Source organism: Lactovum odontotermitis (assembly GCF_054658595.1).
This window is the reverse complement of the sequence record NZ_BAAGGQ010000009.1, coordinates 70,106-90,826: the sequence shown is the minus strand read 5'-3', so window position 1 is coordinate 90,826 and position 20,721 is coordinate 70,106. Positions and strand designations below refer to the sequence as shown.

At 46.6% G+C, this 20,721-nt stretch carries 29 protein-coding genes and 3 pseudogenes; 6 read left to right on the top strand and 26 right to left on the bottom strand.

The genetic code is table 11. The features are described 5' to 3' along the window. Positions 1-444 precede the first annotated feature (444 nt). Positions 445-1,374 carry a BspA family leucine-rich repeat surface protein gene (locus tag ACYQ2E_RS06660; RefSeq protein ID WP_460017285.1) on the top strand — a complete coding sequence of 310 codons (930 nt, stop codon included), beginning with the start codon at positions 445-447 and terminating at the stop codon, positions 1,372-1,374. Positions 1,375-1,530: 156 nt separating this feature from the next. Here ACYQ2E_RS06660 and ACYQ2E_RS06655 read toward each other — a convergent pair whose 3' ends face one another. The 26 genes and pseudogenes from ACYQ2E_RS06655 to deoC all read right to left on the bottom strand — a co-directional run bounded on the left by ACYQ2E_RS06655 (position 1,531) and on the right by deoC (position 15,638). Then, positions 1,531-2,184, bottom strand: coding sequence for an adenylate kinase (locus tag ACYQ2E_RS06655; protein WP_460017284.1), 654 nt, complete (start codon positions 2,182-2,184; stop codon positions 1,531-1,533). A 72-nt stretch (positions 2,185-2,256) separates the two neighbouring features. After that, positions 2,257-3,570 carry a preprotein translocase subunit SecY gene (gene secY, locus ACYQ2E_RS06650; protein WP_460017283.1) on the bottom strand — a complete coding sequence of 438 codons (1,314 nt, stop codon included), beginning with the start codon at positions 3,568-3,570 and terminating at the stop codon, positions 2,257-2,259. A 118-nt stretch (positions 3,571-3,688) separates the two neighbouring features. Beyond that, positions 3,689-4,144 (bottom strand): 50S ribosomal protein L15, encoded by a 456-nt coding sequence (gene rplO, locus ACYQ2E_RS06645; RefSeq protein WP_460017282.1) that lies wholly within the window; start codon positions 4,142-4,144, stop codon positions 3,689-3,691. 175 nt (positions 4,145-4,319) lie between these two features. Next, a pseudogene (locus ACYQ2E_RS06640) lies at positions 4,320-4,442 on the bottom strand (HeH/LEM domain-containing protein); the annotation flags it as partial. Positions 4,443-4,526: 84 nt separating this feature from the next. Then, a pseudogene (gene rpmD, locus ACYQ2E_RS06635) lies at positions 4,527-4,703 on the bottom strand (50S ribosomal protein L30); the annotation flags it as partial. 17 nt (positions 4,704-4,720) lie between these two features. Beyond that, positions 4,721-5,233, bottom strand: a complete 513-nt coding sequence (rpsE, locus tag ACYQ2E_RS06630) for a 30S ribosomal protein S5 (RefSeq protein WP_460017281.1) — start codon at positions 5,231-5,233, stop codon at positions 4,721-4,723. A 19-nt stretch (positions 5,234-5,252) separates the two neighbouring features. Continuing rightward, positions 5,253-5,600, bottom strand: coding sequence for a 50S ribosomal protein L18 (rplR, locus tag ACYQ2E_RS06625; protein ID WP_460017280.1), 348 nt, complete (start codon positions 5,598-5,600; stop codon positions 5,253-5,255). 150 nt (positions 5,601-5,750) lie between these two features. Beyond that, positions 5,751-6,287 carry a 50S ribosomal protein L6 gene (gene rplF, locus ACYQ2E_RS06620; protein WP_460017279.1) on the bottom strand — a complete coding sequence of 179 codons (537 nt, stop codon included), beginning with the start codon at positions 6,285-6,287 and terminating at the stop codon, positions 5,751-5,753. A gap of 307 nt (positions 6,288-6,594) precedes the next feature. Further along, a complete protein-coding gene (gene rpsH, locus ACYQ2E_RS06615) occupies positions 6,595-6,993 on the bottom strand; it encodes a 30S ribosomal protein S8 (RefSeq protein ID WP_460017278.1) in 399 nt (132 codons plus the stop codon). A 165-nt stretch (positions 6,994-7,158) separates the two neighbouring features. Then, a complete protein-coding gene (locus ACYQ2E_RS06610) occupies positions 7,159-7,344 on the bottom strand; it encodes a type Z 30S ribosomal protein S14 (protein WP_460017277.1) in 186 nt (61 codons plus the stop codon). Positions 7,345-7,573: 229 nt separating this feature from the next. After that, positions 7,574-8,116 carry a 50S ribosomal protein L5 gene (gene rplE, locus ACYQ2E_RS06605; RefSeq protein WP_460017276.1) on the bottom strand — a complete coding sequence of 181 codons (543 nt, stop codon included), beginning with the start codon at positions 8,114-8,116 and terminating at the stop codon, positions 7,574-7,576. A gap of 19 nt (positions 8,117-8,135) precedes the next feature. Further along, positions 8,136-8,441 (bottom strand): 50S ribosomal protein L24, encoded by a 306-nt coding sequence (gene rplX / locus ACYQ2E_RS06600; protein ID WP_460017288.1) that lies wholly within the window; start codon positions 8,439-8,441, stop codon positions 8,136-8,138. 84 nt (positions 8,442-8,525) lie between these two features. Beyond that, a complete protein-coding gene (gene rplN / locus ACYQ2E_RS06595; RefSeq protein ID WP_460017275.1) occupies positions 8,526-8,894 on the bottom strand; it encodes a 50S ribosomal protein L14 in 369 nt (122 codons plus the stop codon). 20 nt (positions 8,895-8,914) lie between these two features. Beyond that, positions 8,915-9,175 carry a 30S ribosomal protein S17 gene (gene rpsQ, locus ACYQ2E_RS06590; RefSeq protein WP_460017274.1) on the bottom strand — a complete coding sequence of 87 codons (261 nt, stop codon included), beginning with the start codon at positions 9,173-9,175 and terminating at the stop codon, positions 8,915-8,917. 20 nt (positions 9,176-9,195) lie between these two features. Then, positions 9,196-9,405: a 50S ribosomal protein L29 gene (rpmC, locus tag ACYQ2E_RS06585; RefSeq protein WP_460017273.1), complete on the bottom strand. Its 210-nt coding sequence runs from the start codon at positions 9,403-9,405 to the stop codon at positions 9,196-9,198. Between the two features lies 1 nt (position 9,406). Next, the gene (gene rplP, locus ACYQ2E_RS06580) at positions 9,407-9,817 is read right to left on the bottom strand and encodes a 50S ribosomal protein L16 (RefSeq protein ID WP_460017272.1); all 411 of its coding nucleotides are present in this window, start codon (positions 9,815-9,817) and stop codon (positions 9,407-9,409) included. 2 nt (positions 9,818-9,819) lie between these two features. Further along, positions 9,820-10,479: a 30S ribosomal protein S3 gene (rpsC, locus tag ACYQ2E_RS06575; RefSeq protein ID WP_460017271.1), complete on the bottom strand. Its 660-nt coding sequence runs from the start codon at positions 10,477-10,479 to the stop codon at positions 9,820-9,822. Positions 10,480-10,491: 12 nt separating this feature from the next. After that, on the bottom strand, positions 10,492-10,839 hold the full coding sequence (gene rplV / locus ACYQ2E_RS06570; protein WP_460017270.1) for a 50S ribosomal protein L22: 348 nt from the start codon (positions 10,837-10,839) through the stop codon (positions 10,492-10,494). Positions 10,840-10,850: 11 nt separating this feature from the next. Continuing rightward, complete coding sequence (gene rpsS, locus ACYQ2E_RS06565; RefSeq protein ID WP_460017269.1) at positions 10,851-11,129, bottom strand: 30S ribosomal protein S19; 279 nt, start codon at positions 11,127-11,129, stop codon at positions 10,851-10,853. 104 nt (positions 11,130-11,233) lie between these two features. Further along, positions 11,234-12,067 (bottom strand): 50S ribosomal protein L2, encoded by an 834-nt coding sequence (rplB, locus tag ACYQ2E_RS06560; protein WP_460017268.1) that lies wholly within the window; start codon positions 12,065-12,067, stop codon positions 11,234-11,236. A 14-nt stretch (positions 12,068-12,081) separates the two neighbouring features. Next, positions 12,082-12,381, bottom strand: a complete 300-nt coding sequence (locus ACYQ2E_RS06555) for a 50S ribosomal protein L23 (RefSeq protein WP_460017267.1) — start codon at positions 12,379-12,381, stop codon at positions 12,082-12,084. A 1-nt stretch (position 12,382) separates the two neighbouring features. Beyond that, positions 12,383-13,009, bottom strand: coding sequence for a 50S ribosomal protein L4 (rplD, locus tag ACYQ2E_RS06550; RefSeq protein WP_460017266.1), 627 nt, complete (start codon positions 13,007-13,009; stop codon positions 12,383-12,385). 20 nt (positions 13,010-13,029) lie between these two features. Further along, positions 13,030-13,653 (bottom strand): 50S ribosomal protein L3, encoded by a 624-nt coding sequence (rplC, locus tag ACYQ2E_RS06545; RefSeq protein WP_460017265.1) that lies wholly within the window; start codon positions 13,651-13,653, stop codon positions 13,030-13,032. A 118-nt stretch (positions 13,654-13,771) separates the two neighbouring features. Then, positions 13,772-14,080: a 30S ribosomal protein S10 gene (gene rpsJ, locus ACYQ2E_RS06540; protein WP_003129973.1), complete on the bottom strand. Its 309-nt coding sequence runs from the start codon at positions 14,078-14,080 to the stop codon at positions 13,772-13,774. 254 nt (positions 14,081-14,334) lie between these two features. Continuing rightward, on the bottom strand, positions 14,335-14,946 hold the full coding sequence (locus ACYQ2E_RS06535; protein WP_460017264.1) for a GyrI-like domain-containing protein: 612 nt from the start codon (positions 14,944-14,946) through the stop codon (positions 14,335-14,337). A gap of 2 nt (positions 14,947-14,948) precedes the next feature. After that, positions 14,949-15,638 carry a deoxyribose-phosphate aldolase gene (gene deoC, locus ACYQ2E_RS06530; RefSeq protein ID WP_460017263.1) on the bottom strand — a complete coding sequence of 230 codons (690 nt, stop codon included), beginning with the start codon at positions 15,636-15,638 and terminating at the stop codon, positions 14,949-14,951. Positions 15,639-15,711: 73 nt separating this feature from the next. Between deoC and ACYQ2E_RS06525 the strand changes: the two genes are divergently transcribed. The 5 genes and pseudogenes from ACYQ2E_RS06525 to treP form a co-directional block, all read left to right on the top strand. Next, positions 15,712-16,257, top strand: coding sequence for a flavin reductase family protein (locus ACYQ2E_RS06525; protein WP_460017262.1), 546 nt, complete (start codon positions 15,712-15,714; stop codon positions 16,255-16,257). A gap of 562 nt (positions 16,258-16,819) precedes the next feature. Then, on the top strand, positions 16,820-17,845 hold the full coding sequence (gene trpS / locus ACYQ2E_RS06520) for a tryptophan--tRNA ligase (protein ID WP_460017261.1): 1,026 nt from the start codon (positions 16,820-16,822) through the stop codon (positions 17,843-17,845). Further along, entirely contained in the window at positions 17,845-18,351 is a 507-nt protein-coding gene (locus ACYQ2E_RS06515) for a YkgJ family cysteine cluster protein (RefSeq protein WP_460017260.1), read from the top strand. Before trpS ends, ACYQ2E_RS06515 begins: the two co-directional genes overlap by 1 nt. A gap of 96 nt (positions 18,352-18,447) precedes the next feature. Next, positions 18,448-19,233 (top strand): helix-turn-helix domain-containing protein, encoded by a 786-nt coding sequence (locus ACYQ2E_RS06510; protein WP_460017259.1) that lies wholly within the window; start codon positions 18,448-18,450, stop codon positions 19,231-19,233. Positions 19,234-19,306: 73 nt separating this feature from the next. Next, positions 19,307-20,713 (top strand): annotated as a pseudogene (gene treP, locus ACYQ2E_RS06505) (PTS system trehalose-specific EIIBC component); the annotation flags it as partial. Positions 20,714-20,721 lie beyond the last annotated feature (8 nt).

Below are 20,721 nucleotides of genomic sequence, written 5' to 3'. Positions count from 1 at the left end.
TAAATCGAAATATTAGACAGGTTTGCCATTTTTGTACAAAATATACTCGAGAGCTAAATCCTTCAGTTTATATTTTGGACACTAATTTAGTTTGTGTTTTATATATTTTCCAAATAGAGTCAGTAAAACTTTTTTCCTGACTCTAAAAATTAAAATATAGAATGGCCGAATCAATCTACAAAAGGCTTAACAGGTTTTCAAAATTACAAAAATGATTAAATTAAGTTTGATATTCATTAAAGAACCGGGCATTGACAAACAATTTAATTAGTCATACAATATAATTGATTTAAAAAGTGTTTAAGGAGGAAACACATAAAAACTAATAATTCAAAAAATAAAAATTTTGCACTTCCTCAAAAAGCAAAGTCTAAACTCAAGTACACGACCTACGGTGCGGTTGTTCTAACTTCTCTGGGAATCGGCGGAGTTTCATCCCAGGTATTGCATAATCCGGCATCTGGAGTTGTATCTGCCGACACGGTCAATCCGGTGATTCATGGTAAATGGGGCGGGGCTGATTACACGATTGATAGCGGGGAGTTAACGTTATCAGGTGGTGACATTGGTACACCAACCTCTGCACTTTCTGGTATTTTGGCGTCTGATGGAATTGATCCGTCCACAATCACGAGTATTAATATTGCAAATGAAATGACTGGCAAGGACATTTCATCGGCCTTTGCGAATTTCTCAAACCTCAAATCTGTTTCCGGTTTAGATAATCTCAAGTATTCCGGTAGTGCTTATGCGATGTTCATGAACGACACAGCTTTAACTTTCATTGATTTCGCCGGCTTTGACACGAGTCATATCACCAATATGGGACGGATGTTCTACGGCAGCCGCTCATTGGCAAGTGTTGATACTTCGTCCTTTAACACTGCTGCTGTCACTGATATGAGTTATATGTTTTCAGACACTTCGTTACAAAATCTTGATCTCTCAAGCTTTGATACGCAGAATGTCACCAATATGAGCGGAATGTTTGCGAACAGCAAAGCTTTGCAGGCTCTAAATCTCAACAGTTTCAACACTCAAAATGTCACCAATATGTATCTGATGTTCATGAATACTTCAGCGCTTGAAAAGCTTGACTTGACTAACTTCACAATCACTTCCGGCACAACTGCGACCTCAATGTTTTCTGGAGATAAAGCGTTGAACGAACTGAAATTCGGCGCAAATGTTCACCTGTCCTCCGCAATGGGGCTCCCAAATGTTTCAGCTCCCGGCAACTATACTGGTAAATGGACAAATCTCGGGACTGCGACTAATCCAGCTGGAACGAATATCTGGACATCTTCAGAGCTTTTGACCAATTATGACCCATCAACAATGGCCGGTGATACTTATGTCTGGCAGACAAAGTAATAACTTTTGTTCATAATGATTGCTTAATTAAAAACAAACTCCATTTTGGCTTCAAAATGGAGTTTGTTTTGCTTTGTTTAATTTAGAAATAGCTTAAGTCTGAGGGCTAGTTCCCGCGCTCTGAATCGCCGTTTCCAACGATTTTCATAGATAAAATCAGAGCTTATCAAGGATTTCCTTAACGGCCAGCGTCGTTTCCTCAATCCCAGTCATGCCGTCAATGTCCTTGACAAGTCCGAGCGCACGGTAATGCTCAAGAATTGGTGCGGACTGCTTCTCGTTGATTTCGATTCGATTGGCCACGGTTTCTGGTTTGTCGTCTTCGCGCTGGTAGAAATCGTGCGCGCCGCAAACGTCGCAGGTGTCTTCGATTTTCGGCATTTTGTTCGGCCGGTTGTAGGTGGCGCCGCAGTTTCGGCAGATGAAGCGGCCGGAGATTCGGCCGACGAGAACTGACGGGTCTACATCGATATTGATGACTGCGTCAAGTTTCATGTTCAGCTCGGCCATCATTTTATCCAGGGCATGGGCCTGGTCAATGGTGCGCGGAAAGCCGTCCAGCAGCACGCCTTTTTCGCGGATGTCATCTTGGGCCAGGCGTTCTTTGACGATTCCGTTTGTCACGTCGTCTGGCACGAGTTCGCCGGCGTCAATGTATTTTTTGGCGTTTTGGCCCATTTCTGTCTGGTTTTTCATGGCCGCACGGAACATGTCGCCGGTTGAGATGTGCAGTATGCCGTAGTCACGCACAATCATTTCTGCCTGTGTGCCTTTTCCGGCGCCGGGCAATCCCATAATTAATAGATTCATAAGATATTTCCTTCTTTTTTTCTTCTCTTTATTATACGAAAAAATCCTGCTTAGAGCAAGATTTTTCTGTTATTAATAGTCCGAAATTGGCGCATCCATAAATCCTGTGTACTTTTTCTTGAGCATGTAGCCTTCGAGTTGGTCGACACCTTGGATTGCCGTCATGATGACGATGAGGAGCGAAGTACCGCCAAGTGCCACGATTTTCGGCAGGCCCCAAACGTTTTGTGCAATGATTGGGACGATGGAAATGATGCCAAGGAAGAGGGAACCTACGGTCGCAAGTCTTATTAGGAGGCTGGAGATGTACTTCTCTGTGCCCTTGCCCGGTCGGACTGAGGGAATGTATGCCCCGGACTGAACTAGCTGGTCGGCCATTTTCTCCGGATTAATCTGAACGAAAGAATAGAAGAAGGTGAAGACGACGATTAGGGCAAAGTAAACAATCATTCCTGTCCAGCTTGTGTAGTTGAATAGGTCCTGAAGGTTTGTCAGCCACGGCGCATCGATATGTGCGGTTTTTAGGAACTGCAGAATCGTCTGCGGCGCCGAAGTAATGGTTGAGGCGAAGATGACGGGGATAACGCCGGCAGGATTGACGCGCAGCGGCAGGTATGAGCTTGAAGCTGCGCCCTGCACGAGTTTTGTGTATTGAATCGGTACTTTGCGCTCCGCCTGCTGTACCCATGTGGTGAAGTAAATAATCACAATGGCGGCAACGACCAGAATTCCGGTGTTAATCCAGCCTTGCGGAATTTCACTCGGACGGACGTTGATGAACCATTCTGTACGTACTTCTTGAATGGCGCCAGGGAGCGACGAGACGATACCGGCAAAGATAATCAGCGACACACCTGAGCCGAAGCCCTTGTCGTTGATTTGCTCGCCCATCCAGGTGATAATCATGGAACCGGTGGTCAGGATGATGCCAATCATGACGTAGGTCTGCCAGGTCGGGTTGGCCACGACTTTGGCGCTGGCAAGTGCCTGGAAGGCCGCGGTAATACCGATGGATTGGCCCATGGCCAAAACAAGCGTGATATAACGTGTTGTCTGGTTCAGTTTCCTTCGGCCGATTTGACCTTGCTTAGACCATTCGACAAACTTCGGCAGAATGTCCATCTGCAGGAGCTGCACGATAATCGAGGCTGTGATGTAGGGCGAAACACCCATGGCAAAGAAGGAATATGACTGCAGCGCATTACCTGACACCAAGTTGAACATGGAGAGGAATGGCACATCAAGATTCTGCAATGCAACGGGATTGACGCCTGGCACTGTAATATGAGTTCCCAAGCGATAAACGAAGAGGATGAAAATCGTGAATAGAACACGATTTCGGACCTCTTTCAGCTTAAAGCCCTGAAATAAGAGTTTAAAAAACATATTCCTCCGATTTTTTCTTGTCTGTTTTTGAGCGTTTATCGGCTGCAAAAACTTTGAAGAAAGTATATTTCATTTAAAATAGACAAACAGCGATTGATTTCTCAACCGCCAAAATGTCTTATTTCTCGCTTGACAGAACTTCTACTGAACCGCCGGCTGCTTCAATGGCAGCTTTTGCAGAAGCTGATACTTTTGCAACGCTGACTTTCAGTTTTTTAGCTGTGAGTTCGCCGTTGCCGAGGATTTTCACGCCGTCTTTGACTGACTTGATGACTTTCGCATCAAGCAAGCTCTGTGCAGTGACATCCGCGCCGTCAGCCAGCTTGTTGAGGCTGCTGAGGTTAACGATGGCATATTCCTTGTGGTTCACATTCAAGAAGCCACGTTTTGGCATACGACGGAAGAGCGGTGTTTGTCCGCCTTCAAATCCTGGGCGGATAGAGCCGCCTGAACGGGATTTCTGGCCTTTTTGACCGCGTCCGGATGTTTTACCGTTGCCTGATGATGTTCCGCGTCCTACGCGGTTGCGGACTTTACGTGAGCCTTCTGGGGCTTGGAGTTCATTAAGTTTCATAATTAATTTTCCTTCCATTGTCTGACTAGCGCCTGAAATCCTCGAAAGGTGAAGTTTTCAGGCTCGCCGACGATAAGTGCGAAACTAGACCATTCAATCAATGATGATCTAGTTTATTTTACTAAATTTTCTTGTAACAAGTCAAGCTTTTAGTTCTTGAGTTTGTTTTTGGGAATTATTTTACCAATGCGAGCAGGTCTGCTTTTTTGGCTGTACTTTCGTACTTGATTCCTTCTGCATCAAGGTAAGCCTTAATCTCAGCTACTTTGCTGGCTGTGGTCGGCTTAGATGCTGCAGCTGACTTTTCAGCTTTCAGCTCTGCTTTTGCAGCTGGTGCTTTCTTGGCAGCCGGCTTTTTAGCAGCTTTGGCTGGTTTGCCGTCAACTTCAGTGACAGTGACCAGGTGGCTGACTGAAGCAGCCATTGCACGAACAGCTGGCGTGTCTTCCTTGATTGTGCTTGAGCCCATTTTGCCGAGGCCAAGCGCAACAACCGTCTTGCGTTGTGCAGGAATACGGCTAATTGGAGACTTCGTCAATGTGATTTTAATTTGTGCCATTTTCTGATTCTCCTTTCTTAGTCAAAATCTGCAACAGACTTCCCACGGAGGGCTGCGACTTCTTCAACACGTTTCAATTGTTTCAGGCCGTCAACGGTTGCACGAACAACGTTAATCGGTGTATTTGAACCCAATGATTTGGAAGTGATATCGGCGATACCTGCAAGCTCGATGACGGCACGGACTGCACCACCAGCGGCTACTCCGGCACCTTCTACGGCTGGCTTAAGCAAAATTTTGCCGCCGCCGAATTGGCCGATTGCCTGGTGAGGAATGGTTGTGCCGACCATTGGAACGGTGAAGAGGTTCTTCTTTGCGTCCTCAATGGCTTTACGGATTGCTTCTGGGACTTCCTGAGCCTTACCTGTACCGAAGCCGACGCGGCCTTTACGGTCACCTACGACAACAAGTGCAGCGAAACGCAGACGGCGTCCGCCTTTAACAACCTTTGTGACACGGTTGATGCCAACAACGCGCTCTTCGAATTCTTTTACTTCTTCGTGATTGCGACTTTTTCTATTTTCTGCCATTTTTGATTATCTCCTTCCTTTAGAATTTCAGACCATTTTCGCGTGCAGCCTCAGCCAGAGCCTGTACACGTCCATGATAGAGATAACCGCCGCGGTCAAAGACGACTTCTTCAATCTTCTTTGCCTTAGCAGCTTTGGCAATAGCAGCACCAACTTTAGCGGCTTGTTCTGTCTTAGTACCTGCCTCTTTCATTGATGAAGCGCTGGCAAGTGTTACACCTGCAACATCATCAATCAGCTGTGCATAGATGTTTGTGTTTGAGCGGAAAACGTTCAAACGTGGACGCTCTGCAGTGCCCGAGATTTTACCGCGGACGCGTGTGTGACGCTTCTGACGGTTTTTGTTTTTGTCAATTTTTGTAATCACAAAATTTTCCTCTGTATTTTAATTATTATCGATAGTTTTTGCCATCGATGGTTCTGTCAATGAGACAGATTGGCAATTTTCCCGTTTTTACCGGAAAATCTTGGCAAAATTAACAGAGTCGTTAATTTCACCAATTTGGCAAATAAATTATTATTTACCTGTTTTACCTTCTTTACGACGTACATACTCACCAACGTAGCGAATACCTTTGCCTTTATAAGGCTCTGGTGAACGACGGCTGCGGATATAGGCCGCTGTCTGGCCGACAGCTTCTTTGCTGTTGCCGATAACGTTGATGTGTGTGGCGTCAGGCACTTCAAATGTGATGCCGTCTGGTGCTTCAACTTCATCCTGATGTGATTTACCAACTGACAGCACGAGTTTTGTGCCTTGAAGCTGTGCACGATAACCGACACCAATCATTTCAAGTTTCTTGATGAAGTTTTCGCTCACGCCTACAACCATGTTATGGAAGAGGGCGCGCGTTGTGCCGTGCAGAGCTTTCATTTCTTTGCTGTCGTTAGGACGTTTGAAAGTTACATCATTCCCGTTGATTTCCATCATGATTTCTGAGCGGAATGTACGGGTGAGTTCGCCTTTTGGCCCTTTTACTGTGACAGTGCTACCATCCTGCTTGACTTCTACGCCGGCAGGAATGACAACGACTTTGTTACCAATACGTGACATGTTTTTTTATTTCCTTTTACTGTTAAATTGTCGTTTTGTCATGATGAGAGAGGAGCCCGATTAGAAGCGTAGAAATTTGCGACTCGACTAGGTGCTTCAGCACCGTAGCGAGAGTCGACAGCCCGACAATTTCAGAAGCTTCAGCTTCTAAAAATTGCTAGAGCTTCAGCTCTGTGTAGGAAAATGTGGTTCTGCCCGCAGGGCAGGTTCCATTTTATCTAATTTCCTAGCTTCTGGCGACTCGAACTCAAATACACATCATAAACAAAATGTTTTCACAGGCGATAATTTCGCCAGTCGGCAAAAATTACCAAATATATGCCAATACTTCACCGCCGATTTTCTTTTGACGGGCAACTTGGTCAGTTACGACGCCTTCGGAAGTCGAGATGATTGCAGTTCCTAAGCCGTTCAGGACTTTTGGAACATCGTCAGATTTCGCGTAAACACGAAGGCCTGGCTTTGAAATGCGCTTCAAGTTTGTGATGACGCGCTCGCCGCCTTTGCCGTATTTGAGGAAGACGCGGATGATGCCTTGTTTGTTGTCTTCAACGTACTCAACATCTTTCACGTAGCCTTCGGCTTTCAGGATTTCAGCGATTTCTTTTTTGATTTTTGAAGCAGGTGCCTCAACGACTTCGAATTTACGCATGTTGGCGTTACGGATACGTGTGAGGAAATCTGCAATTGGATCTGTCATTACCATGTTCTGGTTCTCCTTATTCTTATCTGCGGTTCAGTGCATACTGCGCTGCCTGCAGATTAATTATTGAGCAGTTCGGCGAACCGCTTGCTCAAAGCAATTTGTGCTTACCCGTTGACTTCGTCAAGGGAAAGCGACCCGTAAGCCGCAGAAGCGGCAACGGTCTGCTTACCAGCTTGCTTTGTGTACGCCTGGCAACTGACCTTTGTAGGCCAATTCGCGGAGGCAGATACGGCAAAGTTTAAACTTGCGGTAAACTGAGTGTGGACGTCCGCAACGTTCGCAACGAGTGTATTCTTGCGTTGAGAATTTTGCAGGGCGTTTGTTTTTTACAACCATTGAGGTTTTAGCCATTTTTTATTCTCCTTATTTGAGTTCGAGCCGCCAGAAGCTAAGAAATTAGATGAATTGAGAACCTGCCCTGCGGGCAGAACCTCAATTCCCTACACAGAGCTGAAGCTCTAGCAATTTCTAGAAGCTGAAGCTTCTGAAATTGTCGGGCTGTCAACTCTCGCTACGGTGCTGAAGCACCTAGTCGAGTCGCAAATTTCTACGCTTCTTGGCGGGCGTCTCTCACATCATGTTATTTTGCGAACGGCATGCCCATTTGAGCAAGCAACTCGTGTGATTCTTCGTCTGTGTTAGCAGTTGTGACGATTACAACGTCCAATCCGCGAACTTTGTCGACATTATCATATGTGATTTCGGGGAAAATCAGCTGTTCTTTCACGCCCAGTGTGTAGTTTCCGCGGCCGTCAAAGGCTTTGTTGGAAACACCGTGGAAGTCACGGACACGCGGCAGTGAAACGTTCAGGAGTTTGTCCAGAAATTCGTACATGCGCTCGCCGCGAAGTGTTACTTTAGCACCGATTGGCATGCCTTCACGCAGACGGAAAGCCGCGATTGACTTTTTAGCCTTTGTGATGAGCGGCTTCTGACCAGAGATTAAGGCAAGCTCTTCAACGGCTTTGTCGAGGTTTTTGCTGTTTGAAACAGCGTCACCGACACCCATGTTGAGGACAATCTTGTCAACCTTTGGCACTGCCATAATCGTTGTGTAGCCGAACTTTTCAGTCAGGGCTGGCACGACTTCATTGTTGTATTTTTCTTTTAAACGATTTGTCATTTTTACTTAACCCTTTCTGTTAGTCTAGGACTTCGCCTGATTTTTTGCTGTAGCGCACTTTTTTGCCGTCAACTTCTTTGTAGCCGACACGGCCTGCTACACCATTCTTGTCAAGTACCTGCACGTTTGAGACATGGATAGGAGCTTCAATTTCAATGATGGCGCCGTTTGGATTGGCAGCATTGGGCTTCTGGTGCTTCTTGGCAATGGCCACACCTTCTACAATAACTTTGTTGACTTTCGGCAGAGCTTTGATGACTTTGCCTGTCACACCGCGGTCTTTGCCTGCGATGACTTTAACTGTATCACCAGTTTTTACAAACATTTTCATGTTCCTTTCTTCTTACGCCCGTTGAGGGCACCCTGCCGGGCATTTCAGCTCAGCAGGGGACTATTTGTTTTGATTGAATTAGAGCACTTCTGGTGCGAGTGACACAATCTTCATGTAGCCGCCTTCGCGAAGTTCGCGGGCAACAGGGCCGAAGATACGTGTGCCGCGTGGTGTCTTGTCATCTCTAATCAAGACTGCAGCGTTCTCATCAAACTTGATGTATGAACCGTCTTTACGTTTTGCACCGTGCTTAGTACGAACGATAACTGCTCTCACAACATCGCTCTTTTTAACAGCTCCACCAGGAGCAGCTTGCTTAACAGTAGCAACTACGATATCACCGATACCTGCGAATTTGTGCTTTGAGCCACCGAGTACACGGATGACGAGCAATTCTTTGGCACCAGAGTTATCGGCAACTTTCAAGCGACTTTCGTTTTGAATCATTGCTTTCTCCTCCTAGTAGTTTATAGTACAACAGCTTCTTCAACGATGCTGATAAGGCGGAAATGTTTGTCCTTAGATAAAGGACGAGTTTCCATGATGCGAACGATGTCGCCTTCTTTGGCCTTATTTTCTTCGTCGTGAGCCTTGTATTTCTTTGAATAATTGACGCGTTTGCCGTAGACTGGGTGGTTACGCTTTGTTTCAACAACAACGGTGATGGTTTTATCCATCTTGTCGGAAACCACGCGGCCTTGCAAAACTTTACGTTTATTACGTTCCATTTTAAGACTTCCTCCCACTCTTATTTAGCAAGTTCAGCTTGCACCGTTTTGACACGGGCAATTGACTTTTTAACTTCGTTCAATTGTGCAGTATTTTCAAGTTTACCTGCAGCAGCTTGGAAACGAAGGTCAAACAATTCTTTTTTCAACTCAGATTCGCGTTTTGTGAGCTCGTCAGCTGACAAGCCACGAAGTTCGCTCAATTGAGATTTGATTTCATGTAATTTCATGTTAAGCTCCCTTCTTTACGAATTTTGTCTTGACCGGCAGTTTGTGTGAAGCCAGACGCAATGCTTCGCGAGCGATTTCCTCGCTGACACCGCCGATTTCAAACATGACTTTGCCGCGTTTGACAGGCGCAACCCAACCAGCAGGAGCACCTTTACCACTACCTTGACGTACACCGATACCTTTGGTGGTGTATGACTTGTGAGGGAAGATTTTAATCCAGACTTGACCGTTACGTTTCATGTAACGTGTCATGGCGATACGGGCAGCTTCGATTTGACGGTTGGTAATCCAGTGTGATGTCTGTGCCTGCAGACCATATTCACCAAATGTCACTTCCTTGCCGCCTTTTGCCTCGCCGCGCATTTTACCGCGGAATTCACGACGGTGTTTTACACGTTTTGGTACGAGCATGATTATTCTCCTTTCCCTTGTGATTTGGCACCCTTGGTTGGAAGAATCTCACCACGGTAAATCCAGACTTTAACGCCGAGCTTGCCGTATGTTGTCAATGCTTCTTCCCAAGCGTAATCAATGTCAGCACGCAATGTATGAAGCGGTACTGTGCCTTCTGAGTAATGCTCAGTACGGGCAATATCAGCGCCGTTCAAACGTCCTGCGACCTGTGTCTTGATTCCTTTGGCACCTGCACGCATGGCGCGCTGGATGGCCTGTTTCTGTGCACGGCGGAATGCGACACGCTGCTCAAGCTGTTGAGCGATGCCTTGTCCCACAAGGTGTGCATCAAGATCAGGTTTCTTGATTTCTACGATATTGATATGGACTTGCTTGCCGGTCAGTTTGTTAAGCTGTGCACGAATGGCATCAACGTTAGCGCCTGACTTGCCAATTACCATACCAGGTTTTGCAGTGTGCAGCGTCACGATGACTTTGTTGATGGCACGTTCGATTTCGATTTGTGAAACCGCACCATCTGCCAGTTTTTCTGCAACGAGTTTACGGATTGCCAAGTCTTCATGAAGGTAATTCGCGTAATCTTTTTCAGCATACCATTTGGCATCCCAATCGCGGATGATACCAACTCGCATACCTATTGGATGAATCTTTTGTCCCACGGTTTTCCCTCCTTATTCTTTCTCGGCTACGACCACTGTGATGTGAGCCGTCCGTTTGTTAATTGGTGAAGCTGAACCTTTCGCACGAGGACGGAAACGTTTCATCGTCGGGCCCTCATTTACGTAGGTTTCGCTTACATAAAGGTCTGCTTTTTCCAGACCGAAGTTGTTTTCTGCATTGGCAATTGCTGAGTTGAGAACTTTCTCAATCTCGTGCGCTGCAGAAGTTGGTGTAAATTTTAAGATTGCAATCGCATCAGCGACGCGCTTTCCACGGATAAGGTCAACGACAAGGCGTGACTTACGAGGGGAGACGCGAACTGTACGAGCAGTTGCCTTAGCTGAAGTAATTTCTGCCATTTTTTCTCTCCTTATCTCTTCGTCTTCTTGTCATCGCCCGCGTGACCGCGGAATGTGCGAGTTGGTGCAAATTCGCCGAGCTTGTGACCGACCATGTCCTCTTGAACATAAACTGGTACATGCTTACGGCCGTCATAGACGGCAATTGTGTAGCCGACAAAGCTTGGGAAAATCGTTGAACGACGTGACCAAGTCTTGATGACTGTTTTCTTTTCGTTACCTGCCTGAGCTTCGATTTTCTTCATCAAATGCTCATCAGCGAAAGGTCCTTTTTTAAGACTACGACCCATTAGATTTGTTTCTCCTTTAAATATAAGTCGGGTTCAGGTGCTGCAAGTGCAGATGCCTGAGCCCTTCCATGACCACAACCGCTGCTAAGGCGGAGCTGGCGGAATTATTTACCGTTAATACGTTTAACGATGAGTTTGTTTGAACGCGCGTTCTTGTCACGTGTCTTGAGACCTTGTGCTGGTTTGCCCCAAGGTGTCATCGGCGACTTGCGTCCGACTGGCTGCTTACCTTCACCACCACCGTGCGGGTGATCGTTAGGGTTCATAACTGATCCGCGAACGGTTGGACGGATACCCATCCAGCGTGTACGGCCGGCTTTACCGAGGTTAATCAGGTTATGCTGCTCATTGCCGACAGTACCGATAGTTGCACGGCAGACGGACAGGATGTAGCGCGTCTCGCCTGACTGCAGACGAATCAGCGTGTACTTGCCTTCTTGACCCAGCACCTGAGCTGAAGTTCCGGCTGAACGAACAAGCTGTCCGCCGTGACCTGGCTTCATTTCGATATTGTGGATGACTGTACCGGCAGGGATTTCTGAAAGCGGCAAAGCGTTACCGATTTTGATATCAGCGCCTGAGCCGGAAACAACCTGCATGCCTACTTCAAGGCCTTTAGGAGCCAGGATGTAAGCTTTCACGCCATCTTCATAAGTAATCAGCGCAATGTTGGCTGTGCGGTTTGGATCGTACTCAATTGAAGATACCTTGGCAACAACGTTGTCATGCTGACGTTTAAAGTCAACCAGACGGTATTTTCTCTTGTGACCGCCGCCCTGATGGCGAACAGTGATACGGCCGAGATTGTTACGGCCAGCCTTGCTTGAGAGCGATACGAGCAGACTCTTTTCCGGAGTGCTCGTTGTGATTTCAGCGAAATCGCTTGAAGTCATGTTACGACGTCCGTTTGAGGTCGGTTTGTAAACTTTAATTCCCACGAGTTACTCCTTTCTTATTCTGCATCTTCGCCGAAGATGTCAATATTTTTTGAATCAGCTGTCAGTGTGACGATAGCCTTCTTGTAGCCTGACTTAAAGCCAGAGTAGCGGCCCACACGTTTTGCTTTCTGCTTCACTGAAATTGTCTGAACTGAGGCAACTTTGACACCGTCAAATACTGCTTCAACTGCCTGTTTAATCAAGCCTTTGCTTGATTTAGGCGCAACTTCAAATGTGTATTTCTTTTGATCCATTGCCATCATTGACTTTTCAGTAATGATCGGCTTGCGGATTACATCGTATAAATTAGCCATTTTATGCAAGCACCTCCTCTACTTGAGATAGAGCTTTCTTGGTAGCAACCACGGTGTAAGCGGATGACAGGTCAAGGACAGATGCAGTGTTTGCAGTTGTCACGAGAACAAATGGAAGATTACGTGCTGACAATTCAGCAAAATCATTTCCTTCATCTTCGAGAACCACGAGAACGTTGCGGTCAAGCTTGAGTGTGCTCATCAATTTTGCAAATTCTGAAGTTTTTGGTGCATCGAATTTGAAATCATCGATGGCAATCAGTGCCTCGTTTGCAACTTTATCAGACCAGGCTGACTTGAGCGCCAGCTGACGTACCTTTTTAGGCAGCTTGTAAGCATAGCTGCGCGGTGTTGGTCCAAAGACTGTGCCGCCGCCGCGGAATTGTGGTGAACGGGTTGAGCCTTGACGTGCACGGCCTGTTCCTTTTTGACGATAAGGTTTCTTGCCGCCGCCGGAAACAGCTGAACGGTTCTTATGAGCGGCTGTGCCTTGACGAAGACTTGCGCGCTGGCTGATGATAACATCAAAGAGAACTTTTTCATTCACTTCAACGCCGAAGACTGCGTCGTTCAATTCAACATCGCCGGACTTTTTGCCGTCTTGCTTAAATAATGATACTTTAGCCATTATTTCTTCTATCTCCTTTCTTATTTACTTTTCACTGCTGATTTGATAATAATCAGAGATTTCTTTGATCCAGGCACATTACCTTTGACAAGGATAACGTTCTGCTCTGGAAGAACTTTTGCGATTGTAAGGTTTTGAACCGTTACACGCAAGCCGCCCATACGTCCTGCTAAACGTTTGCCCTTAGGCACGCGGTTTGCAGCGACAGGTCCCATTGAACCTGGACGACGGTGGTAACGAGAACCATGCGCCATTGGTCCAGTATGCTGACCCCAGCGGTGAATCGGTCCTTGGTAACCTTTACCTTTTGAAGTGCCAGTGACATCAACGACATCTCCAGCTTCGAATGTGTCAACTTTGATTTCTGAGCCGACTTCTAAGCCTTCGAGTCCTTTGAATTCACGAACGAAGCGCTTAGGAGTCGTATTTGCTTTTGCAAAGTGACCTTTTGCGGGTTTGTTAGACAAAACTTCACGCTTGTCATCAAAGCCGACCTGAACTGCTTCATAACCGTCAGTTTCGACAGTTTTAACTTGAAGCACTACGTTTGGCGCAGCTTCGATCACAGTAACAGGGATAAGCTCTCCGTTTTCTGTGAAGATTTGAGTCATTCCCACTTTTTTCCCTAAGATTCCTTTTGACATTGTATGGAAATACCTTTCAGATTTTTTCTGTCATTTCACGCATCGCGCTTAGATTGGCAGAATAACTAAATACTTTTTTATGAGCCTTTATGCTCGGGGTTAACTAATGTTGCCGAAATTAGAGTTTAATTTCGATGTTGACACCACTTGGCAAATCAAGCTTCATCAATGAATCAACGGTTTTCTGTGTCGGCTCAATGATGTCAATCAAACGCTTGTGTGTACGCATTTCGAACTGCTCGCGGCTGTCTTTGTACTTGTGCGTTGCACGGATGACAGTGTAGACAGAACGGTCTGTAGGCAGCGGAATAGGTCCAGATACCTCAGCGTTTGTACGCTTTGCAGTTTCAACAATCTTTTCAGCGGCTGCATCCAAGATACGGTGCTCGTAAGCCTTCAGGCGAATACGAATTTTTTTAGTTGCCATTTTTCTCTCCTCGTCTATTTTTGAAATAGGCTAGCTCTGCGTGAAAACCGAAACACTCGTGGCTATACTTTCGGGTGTGTCGCAACCTCACGCTTCATTGCTATATACTGGTTTACACAGTACTTGACTATAATAGCAAAGTTATTGAGGTTTGTCAACAAAAGTGATTTTCACGTAAGTTCTAAGAAAAACATGAAAAGAACCAGCAAGGACATATCCTCACTGGCTCTTCCTGCTTCTTTCTTCAGGAAGTTCTATTTCACAAACAGACGCAGCACGGTTTTCAGCTTTTCCGGCGCGGCTTTTCTGAAATCTGAGAGATAAATCTCGCGATGGTGGTAGCCACGGTGTTCCGGCTGCAAAGCTTGTGCGGCAGCGAAAGCCTCCATTGCCTCAAAGGTCGCAGGTTCGTCGTCGAAAGAACCGAGGTGCATGGCTTGTACGCAAAGTCCGTCGGTCAATTGTTCCAGTTTTACAGCGGAAAAATCAGCTTTTTTCTTGCGCTCGGCTTCAGCTTTTGCCCATTCCGTGACTTCCTCTGTAACAAAGTCCGGCATTCGCAGCATGACTTTCCAGATTAAGCTGTTTTTGTCACCTGTGTAATCGGCTGTTTCGCTTGCCCAGAGGCCCTCCAGCGGTGCTACCACGAACGGCTGAAATCCGGGAATTTTGTAATCACCTTTATAGCTCATCGAAATGGCGTAGGCAACGGGAAACAGCGCAGCCACAACGGTTTGAAATTCATCGCCGCTGGGCGCGCCGTCTCCGTCAATCGTGATAAATTTCATGGCCGGCACATCAATCCGCTCGATTTTTTTCGGCTGATAAAACTGTTTTTCTGTCTTTTTAAAGTCTAACTTGTCCATATTTATTTTCCAAACTTGTCCTTATACTCGCTGATAATCTTAATTCCTGAGCTCGTCCCGATGCGCTCTGCGCCAGCTTCAATCATATTTAGTGCTGTCTCTAAATCCCTGATGCCGCCTGCGGCTTTGACTTTTACAGTCTCTCCGACGATTGATTTCATCAGTTGGACGTCCTCAACTGTCGCACCACCTGCTCCGAAACCGGTTGATGTTTTCACAAAGTCAGGCTTGATTTCACGCGCAATTTCACAAACTTGAGTCTTCTCTTCATTTGTCAGGTAACAGGTCTCCAAAATCACTTTGCTCAAAACGTCTGCTTTGTGTGCTGTTTCAACAATTTCTGACATTTCCCGGCGAATGTAAGCCAAATCCCCGTCTTTTAGTCGTCCAACGTTAATCACGTAGTCAATCTCGTCCGCGCCGTCTTGAATGGCCTGCTTCACCTCGTGCACTTTGTTTTCAATCGTGGTTTGGCCTAGCGGGAAGCCGACGGCTGCGCCTACATGCACCGGGCTGTCTTTCAAAAAGCGCGCGCACATGGCGACTGGAAAAGAGTTGATGGCAACCATCTTGAAGCCGTAGCTGTCTGCTTCCTGACAGAGCTTCACGAACTCTGCCTCTTTGGCATCGGCCCGCAGCAGTGTATGGTCAATCATGCCAGACAGCTCCTCAAGACTAATTTTTTCTTTCATTTTTATCTTCCCCTTACTATTTTATAGCTCTATTCTATCATTTCGTGCTACAATAAGGCGAAAAGAGGTTATTATGATTAATTACCCATTAGAAAAAGCCTTCACACTGATTGAGCCCGGCCCCGTCGTCCTAATCACGACAAAAGGCGAAAAACGTCCAAATATTATGACCCTCTCCTGGAAAATGGTCCTCGATTTCACGCCAAGCTTCGCGATTTGCACCGGTCCCTGGAACTATTCCTTCAAAAGCCTGATGGAGACGCGCGAGTGTGTGCTTTCCATCCCGACCGTTGAACTCGCTGAAAAAGTCGTTGAAATCGGTGCCTGTTCCGGGCGCGAGGTGGACAAATTTGCGAAATTCGAGTTGACAAAACTGCCCGCTGAAACAGTCAGTGCGCCGCTGATAGCCGAATGTTACGCGAACCTGGAGTGCAAGGTCACCGATTACATTGAGACGCAAAGCATCATCGTCCTGGACTGCGTGAAAGCCTGGCAGAATGAGCACATCACAACGCCGAAGTTTTTCCACGCGGTTGGTGACGGTACTTTCACGGTTGACGGCAAGACCATCACAGACCTGCGAGACATTATGATGGACAAACTTCCTCCTGGTGTCTGATTTCTACTTCTCCCGGTATTTCCTCGTTAATTTTCCGAGTCCTCTGCGCTAAGTTGCACTAGGAAGCAACTCATTTCGCACAGCTTGACATTTCAGCAAATTTAGCATAAAATCAGCCTATCAGAAAAGTAGCTCTGTAAAATCGACAGGAAGCTGGTGGTTGTGCAAACCAGTGTTTGAGCAAGGTGAAATTGGGTCTGAAATAAATTTCGATTTGTGAATTGAAAGTTCTAAAAGTTATAAATTACGGTGGTACCGCGCGTTTGCGCCCGTTTGATTTCTTGTTGCGAGAGGTCAGCTGGGCTTTTTTATTTACGAATTCAAGATGTGAAGCACGCCCGTTTTGAGGCGTAGAAATTTAGGAAAATTAGGTTCTGCCTGAAAGGCAGGTTCTAATTTCATAGCCTCAGGCGTGCTGCGACTCGACTAGGCGCTTATGCGCCGTAGCGAGAGTCGACAACAGCGTCCGTAGGACGCAGGCAATTTCAGAAGCTTTAGCTTCTAGAAATTGCCAGAGCTTTAGCTCTGTGTGAACTCAGTTAGAAATCAGGAGGATTTATATATGTCAAAACCAATTATTCTCACGGGCGACCGCCCGACCGGAAAACTCCACATCGGCCACTATGTCGGCTCGCTACGCAATCGTGTCAAGATGCAAAATGAAGGAATTTACGACACTTTCATCATGATGGCCGACCAGCAGGCGCTGACGGACCATGCCAAGGAGCCTCAGAAAATCGTGGAATCTGTGGCGGATGTGGCACTGGATTATTTGGCTGTGGGCCTTGACCCTGAGCTGACAACGATTTTCATTCAGTCGCAGATTCCTGAGCTGGGCGAGCTTTTCACTTATTATCTCAACTTAACCTCGCTTAATCGTGTGCTGCGCAACCCGACGGTCAAAACCGAGATTGAGCAGAAAAATTTCGGCGAGAGTGTTCCCGCAGGCTTTGCGATGTATCCTGTCTCGCAGGCGGCTGATATTACTGCGTTTAAAGCTACTCACGTGCCTGTCGGTTTTGACCAGGCACCTATGATTGAACAGACGCGTGAAATTGTCCGGGCTTTCAATCATGCCTATGACTGTAATGTACTGGTCGAGCCGGAAGGCGTTTATCCTGAAAAGGAAGAGGAAGGGCGTCTGCCGGGATTGGACGGAAATGCAAAAATGTCCAAATCGCTGGGCAATGGGATTTATCTGGCTGATGACGCGGACACGCTGAAGAAAAAGGTCATGAGTATGTACACGGACCCAAGCCACGTCAACGTTTCAGATCCTGGACACATTGAGGGAAATATGGTTTTCCACTATCTGGATGTGTTCGGCAAGTCTGAAGATGCTGCGCAGATTGCAGAAATGAAGGCGCATTATCAGGCCGGCGGTTTGGGCGATGTGGCGACGAAGCGTTTTCTGCTGGAAGTGCTGGAGCGTGAGCTGTCGCCAATTCGCGAGCGCCGTCTGGAGTTTGCCAAGAATATGGACTATGTTTACGAAGTGTTGAAAAAAGGCTCTGAAAAAGCGGAAGCCGTGGCTGCTCAGACTTTGGACGAAGTGAAATCTGCGATGGGGATTAATTATTTCAAATAATGGCAAGGTACGCAATTGACATTGAACATTACCGCGACCTGGCGCAGCAAAAGCACAAGCAGCACGAGAAGTTTCTGGCGCAGCTGAAAAAGAGGCCGCCGAAAAAGCTTGACCAGATTGCGCTGGAAATTCACAAGGAAGTTTTCCGTGAGATTGACTGCACAGCCTGTGCAAATTGCTGTAAAACGCTGGGTCCGCTGTGGACTGAGGCGGATATTGAGCGGGTCGCAAAGCTCCTGCGCATGAGTCTGCGTGATTTTGAAGCGGCTTATTTAAGAGTGGATGAAGACGGCGACAAGGTTTTTCAGACGATGCCCTGCCCTTTTCTGGGGACGGCGGACAATCTCTGCAGTATTTATGAGGCGCGTCCGAAAGCCTGCCGTGAGTTTCCGCACACTGACCGCAAGAAAATCTATCAAATTAATCATCTGACGCTCAAGAATACTGCGTATTGCCCGGCGGCTTATGAATTTGTGGAGCGGCTGGAAACTAAACTGGAAAAATAAAATTGACTGAATCCTATGGATTGGAAACTCCGAGTTTCGATCTGTAGGATTTTTTGTGTACAATATAAGAAGAAAAAAAGAAATTGGTGAGAGAAAATGAAGCACGAGGTCATTATCCCCACGACCAAGGTTGGGGTGAAAATTTTCCGTTCCAGGGACGGTGTCCGCAAAGGCAAGATACATTGGCATAACAGCCTGGAAATTCTACTGTGTCTTGATGGGGAGATGATTGTTTGGGACAAGGGTGAGGCGACGGTTCTCAGCCGGAATACTTTTAAAATTATCAATAGCCGGGCGCCTCATTATGTGGATTCGAACGGAAATGAGGCCATTGTTCTGCAGATACCAATTACTCTGCTCGGCAATGACCTGCTGCAGTTTGAGGATGGCTTGGTGGCAGCTCAGGAGGATATTATTGATTTGATAAAAAGAGCCTATGCATTGTCTCAACAAACTTCTCTATCCAGTCAGTTTGAGCTGAAAAGTGATATTTTTCTCCTGCTGGCTAAGCTGCTCGATTATTTTTATCAGGAAGAGACGGGCGATAAATCCAATAGCATCGCGGAGGAGGTCTTGCGCTACATCATTGACAATCATCACCGGACGCTTTCACGTGATAGTATTGCCAAGCATTTTCAATACAATCCGGACTATCTGTCTCGAAAATGCCGTGAAAGTTATAATTGCTCTCTGACGGATATGATTTATGAGGTGCGCTGCAAGTATATCTATAATGATTTGTTCGAAAGCAATGAGGGTATTCTGCGGCTTTATGAGAAACATGGCGTGACCAATGTGCCCAAGCTCTTGAAATCCTTTCAGAAATTATATGGTGCTTCACCTAATCAGCTGCGTAAAAGTCTGAATCCTAAACATACCTAGTCTGTTTTGATTCTTGTTGAAAGCGCTGAAAAAAGCGATAATGAGCACATCAAATACTAAAGGAATACAAATTATGAGTAAGTACGAAACAGATGCTGGTATCCTGTTTGAGGCAGTTGGAGGCGCTGAAAACATTTCAGCTGTGTCGCATTGTGCCACAAGAATGCGCTTTGTCTTAGGGGATGAATCTCTAGCAGACAAAAAGAAAATTGAGGCCCTCGCAAGTGTCAAAGGTATGTTTACCAATGCTGGTCAGTTTCAAGTCGTTATCGGCAATGATGTCTCAGAATTCTACAAAGACTTCACAGCCGTTTCAGGTATCGAAGGTGTTTCAAAAGAAGCAGGTAAAGCCGCTGCCAGAGTCAATCAGAATCTGCTCCAGCGCGCAGTCGGTGTTCTGGCTGAAATTTTCACCCCGCTGATTCCGGCCATTATCGTCGGCGGTCTTTTGCTGGGCTTTAGAAATATTTTAGAAGGAATTGATTTTGGCGGTGCGACACTGGTTGAACAGTCTCAATTCTGGTCAGGAGTCAATAGTTTCCTCTGGCTGCCCTGTGAAGCGATTTTCCATTTTCTGCCTGTCGGCATCTGCTGGAGCGTCACGAAAAAAATGGGCACGACGCAGATTTTGGGAATTATTCTGGGAATTACCCTTGTGAGCCCGCAGCTGCTGAATGCTTACAGCGTAGCAAGCACAGCTGCAAAAGACGTTCCATTCTGGGATTTCGGATTCTTCAAAATCTCCATGATTGGCTATCAGGCGCAAGTTTTACCGGCTTTATTTACTGCTTTGGTCTTGTGCTGGCTGGAAAAATTCTGGCGGAAGCGCGTGCCGGAGGCGATTTCTATGATTCTAGTGCCCTTTTTATCGCTTTTACCCGCGATTATCCTCGCACATGCTGTGATTGGCCCCGTTTCATGGACGATTGGTACTGCTATTTCCAGCGTCGTGAATGCCGGTCTGACCTCAAGTTTTGCCTGGCTGACAGGTCTGATTTACGGCGTGCTTTATGCGCCTCTGGTCATCACAGGCTTGCACCACATGTTCATCACTGTTGATATGCAGCTCATGGCAGATTTCGGCTATGACAACCTCTGGCCGATGGTGGCTTTGTCAAATCTTGCGCAGGGTTCAGCTGTACTTGCCTACATTTGGATGAACCGCAAGACCAAAAAAGAAGAGGATATTACTATTCCAGCAACTATTTCCTGCTATCTGGGCGTTACGGAGCCTGCGATGTTCGGGATTAACCTCAAATACTTCTATCCATTTGTCGCAGCATGTATCGGCTCCGGAGCAGCCGGTCTAGTCGCTCAATTGACCCAAGTCCGCTCAAACGGCATTGGCATCGGCGGTCTGCCGGCAATTCTAGCCATTCAGGTGCAGCGCTGGCCTCAATTTATTCTGTCAATGGTAGTCGCAATCGTTGTTGCCTTTGCTTTAACGCTTACTTTTTCGAAAATGTCGCTATTTAACAAGAATGGAGG

Excerpts from the sequence above, each read along its gene's own strand:
- rplE (WP_460017276.1), bottom strand. The coding sequence starts at position 8,116 with ATGACAAATCGTTTAAAAGAAAAATACAACAATGAAGTCGTGCCAGCC.
- deoC (WP_460017263.1), bottom strand. The coding sequence starts at position 15,638 with ATGAAAGAAAAAATTAGTCTTGAGGAGCTGTCTGGCATGATTGACCAT.
- ACYQ2E_RS06510 (WP_460017259.1), top strand. The coding sequence starts at position 18,448 with ATGAAGCACGAGGTCATTATCCCCACGACCAAGGTTGGGGTGAAAATT.
- rpsS (WP_460017269.1), bottom strand. The coding sequence starts at position 11,129 with ATGGGTCGTAGTCTTAAAAAAGGACCTTTCGCTGATGAGCATTTGATG.
- rpmC (WP_460017273.1), bottom strand. The coding sequence starts at position 9,405 with ATGAAATTACATGAAATCAAATCTCAATTGAGCGAACTTCGTGGCTTG.
- rpsE (WP_460017281.1), bottom strand. The coding sequence starts at position 5,233 with ATGGCAGAAAATAGAAAAAGTCGCAATCACGAAGAAGTAAAAGAATTC.
- rplX (WP_460017288.1), bottom strand. The coding sequence starts at position 8,441 with ATGTTTGTAAAAACTGGTGATACAGTTAAAGTCATCGCAGGCAAAGAC.
- rpsJ (WP_003129973.1), bottom strand. The coding sequence starts at position 14,080 with ATGGCAACTAAAAAAATTCGTATTCGCCTGAAGGCTTACGAGCACCGT.
- rplP (WP_460017272.1), bottom strand. The coding sequence starts at position 9,817 with ATGCTCGTACCAAAACGTGTAAAACACCGTCGTGAATTCCGCGGTAAA.
- ACYQ2E_RS06555 (WP_460017267.1), bottom strand. The coding sequence starts at position 12,381 with ATGGCTAATTTATACGATGTAATCCGCAAGCCGATCATTACTGAAAAG.
- ACYQ2E_RS06525 (WP_460017262.1), top strand. The coding sequence starts at position 15,712 with ATGATTAATTACCCATTAGAAAAAGCCTTCACACTGATTGAGCCCGGC.
- secY (WP_460017283.1), bottom strand. The coding sequence starts at position 3,570 with ATGTTTTTTAAACTCTTATTTCAGGGCTTTAAGCTGAAAGAGGTCCGA.
- rpsQ (WP_460017274.1), bottom strand. The coding sequence starts at position 9,175 with ATGGAACGTAATAAACGTAAAGTTTTGCAAGGCCGCGTGGTTTCCGAC.
- rplF (WP_460017279.1), bottom strand. The coding sequence starts at position 6,287 with ATGTCACGTATTGGTAACAAAGTCGTTGTCATTCCTGCCGGCGTAGAA.
- trpS (WP_460017261.1), top strand. The coding sequence starts at position 16,820 with ATGTCAAAACCAATTATTCTCACGGGCGACCGCCCGACCGGAAAACTC.
- ACYQ2E_RS06610 (WP_460017277.1), bottom strand. The coding sequence starts at position 7,344 with ATGGCTAAAACCTCAATGGTTGTAAAAAACAAACGCCCTGCAAAATTC.
- rplC (WP_460017265.1), bottom strand. The coding sequence starts at position 13,653 with ATGTCAAAAGGAATCTTAGGGAAAAAAGTGGGAATGACTCAAATCTTC.
- ACYQ2E_RS06655 (WP_460017284.1), bottom strand. The coding sequence starts at position 2,184 with ATGAATCTATTAATTATGGGATTGCCCGGCGCCGGAAAAGGCACACAG.
- rpsH (WP_460017278.1), bottom strand. The coding sequence starts at position 6,993 with ATGGTAATGACAGATCCAATTGCAGATTTCCTCACACGTATCCGTAAC.
- ACYQ2E_RS06535 (WP_460017264.1), bottom strand. The coding sequence starts at position 14,946 with ATGGACAAGTTAGACTTTAAAAAGACAGAAAAACAGTTTTATCAGCCG.
- rplV (WP_460017270.1), bottom strand. The coding sequence starts at position 10,839 with ATGGCAGAAATTACTTCAGCTAAGGCAACTGCTCGTACAGTTCGCGTC.
- rplN (WP_460017275.1), bottom strand. The coding sequence starts at position 8,894 with ATGATTCAAAACGAAAGTCGCTTGAAAGTTGCCGATAACTCTGGTGCC.
- rplD (WP_460017266.1), bottom strand. The coding sequence starts at position 13,009 with ATGGCTAAAGTATCATTATTTAAGCAAGACGGCAAAAAGTCCGGCGAT.
- ACYQ2E_RS06515 (WP_460017260.1), top strand. The coding sequence starts at position 17,845 with ATGGCAAGGTACGCAATTGACATTGAACATTACCGCGACCTGGCGCAG.
- rplO (WP_460017282.1), bottom strand. The coding sequence starts at position 4,144 with ATGAAACTTAATGAACTCCAAGCCCCAGAAGGCTCACGTAAAGTCCGC.